Source organism: Acinetobacter sp. GRABPA_MV_2 (genome assembly GCF_056725885.1).
In genome coordinates this window covers 1-1985 of record NZ_JBWZNA010000051.1, presented here as the reverse complement: position 1 = coordinate 1985, position 1985 = coordinate 1, and the positions used below count along the sequence as shown (strand labels likewise).

Genomic DNA, 1985 nt, shown 5'->3' with positions numbered 1-1985 from the left:
GGCTTTTTAACATCAATCTGCATTATGCGAATTTTGGAAGGTTGGGGGAGTCCACGTCTTCTAATGGTGGACTCTAGTCCGATATTTCGGAAATTATTCGTCTTTACCTAGCACTTCTTGTCTGTATCTTATGACTTCTTCTGCCTTCAAATCCTTCAAGTGATATTTGATAAGAGCGTGAATCACGTCACTTTCTGCCATCAGTGATTTTTTCTGTACGACGAATTTCATCAGTGTTTCTTTCACGTCTTCAACTTCTTCACTGCGTATTTTATAGACCTTGCTCATTTGTAAACGCCTTGTAACTAAATAACTAGGTAACTTTTTTAATATTAACTCGTTTTACGAGTTGACAAGTTACCTAGTAATTTTGTTTAATCTTTTAAACGCGGTTACTTGGTAACTTTTTTATGTTAGATCATATTTGCATTAACGCTCCATTCGAATCGAGCTTTTTTTCAGTCGATTCTGAAGGGCGTTATTTTTTTGTAGATGTAGATCTGCATTCAATTGAAATACCACTTGCTTCGCGTTCGGTTCATAAGAATGACGATGGTTCTATTTCTGCTGCTGCTTTATTTCATCCGTATGAGTCAGTGCCAACGCACTACACAGGTATGGCAATGAAAGTGTTTTTCGATACAAGTTATGAGCCTTATGTTCAGATTAAGGCTTCGCCTGCAAAGCTTTTGCAAGGTCATAACGTATTTGGAAGTGACAACATAGAGCAGGGTGCAATGGAAATGATTGGCTTTCTACATGAAGCTTATCCAGTCTTAGCAAGAATGCTAGATTGGCCTCGTGCCTGGGTATCACACATCGATGTGACTTACTCTGCACGATTGAAAGACCAGAGCACGGCTAAAAAAGTTTTGGATTTCTTGAGTAATGTCAGTAATGGCCAGACTCGTTTAAGTAATAAGCGTTTCGATAGTTCAGTCTATTGGGGAGGTCAGACTTCACGCCTTGTTAATCACAAGTGTTATATGAAGCATGACGAATTTATTGCTCAATTTGAAGAGTATAAAATGCTTTCAAAGAAGAACGATAAATCAGCTCAACGTGTTGTTGATGTTATGTCTAATCAAGATCTGATCAACTGGACTATCGGTCTATTACGTTTTGAATCACGTTTAAAAAAACGTTGGCTTGAACGTAATGGAATTCCTACCAATCTCTTTGATTTAATTAAGTTTCAACGTTCTAACCCTAATTTACTTCAAACACTCTGGAACAAAGCTACTCATAGCATTTTTGAAGCCTTGCGAGGTCAAACTATGAAATTAACAGATGATACAAGTGTACTTGAAGCCATTGAACGCTCAGAAGTTGTAATGACTAAATCTGGCAAGGTTTCCCACACTAAAGTACGTAATTTATTCGCGATGTTTTGTCTTATCCGTGAAAAAGGATTTGATGAAATTAAAAATAATTACGGTAAGTCTCAGTTTTATAACCTAATTTCTCAATTATGTGAATGTGGCTTTTCTAAAGCTTATTTACAGAACCTTCATGATGAGAAGGCATCAAACATCATTCCATTCGTCAAGCTTGTAGAAATTGACTTCAATCAACAGTTGCCAGATTGGTATGAAGAACCAGTCTCGCAATTTAACTACCAAATCGCTTAGAGGGCTACGAAATGTCTCAGAAACAAACAGTTATTGTTACAGGTTTAAAAATGTCTAAGGGTGAATTTACACCTGAAAATGGCATGAATAAAGGCGTACCACAGCCTTACGATAATTTGAATATTTATGCATCAATTGCATTTCCTGAAGGTGATATGGAATCCATTGGCGCTAAAGAACAACAATTTAAATTAAAAGGCTCAGGTAATTTCTATCGTTTTAAAGACGTACAGCTACCAGCCGAATGTGAACTCGAGTTCGAGTTTGATTTTACTAAGACACCGCCAAGACCAGTATTAAAGGACATTAACTTTATATAAAACAAAGTGTTAATAATAAAACACTTCGTATAAT

3 protein-coding genes are annotated in these 1985 nt (G+C 36.5%); 2 read left to right on the top strand and 1 reads right to left on the bottom strand.

Annotated elements, in window-relative coordinates; all coding sequences use genetic code 11:
• Positions 1–93 precede the first annotated feature (93 nt).
• Positions 94–288, bottom strand: a complete 195-nt coding sequence (locus ACXM0J_RS18720; protein WP_017817109.1) for a hypothetical protein — start codon at positions 286–288, stop codon at positions 94–96.
• Positions 289–410: 122 nt separating this feature from the next.
• Between ACXM0J_RS18720 and ACXM0J_RS18715 the strand changes: the two genes are divergently transcribed.
• Positions 411–1631: a phage/plasmid replication protein, II/X family gene (locus ACXM0J_RS18715; RefSeq protein ID WP_032001317.1), complete on the top strand. Its 1221-nt coding sequence runs from the start codon at positions 411–413 to the stop codon at positions 1629–1631.
• A gap of 11 nt (positions 1632–1642) precedes the next feature.
• Complete coding sequence (locus ACXM0J_RS18710) at positions 1643–1951, top strand: hypothetical protein (protein ID WP_032001318.1); 309 nt, start codon at positions 1643–1645, stop codon at positions 1949–1951.
• Positions 1952–1985: the final 34 nt, after the last annotated feature.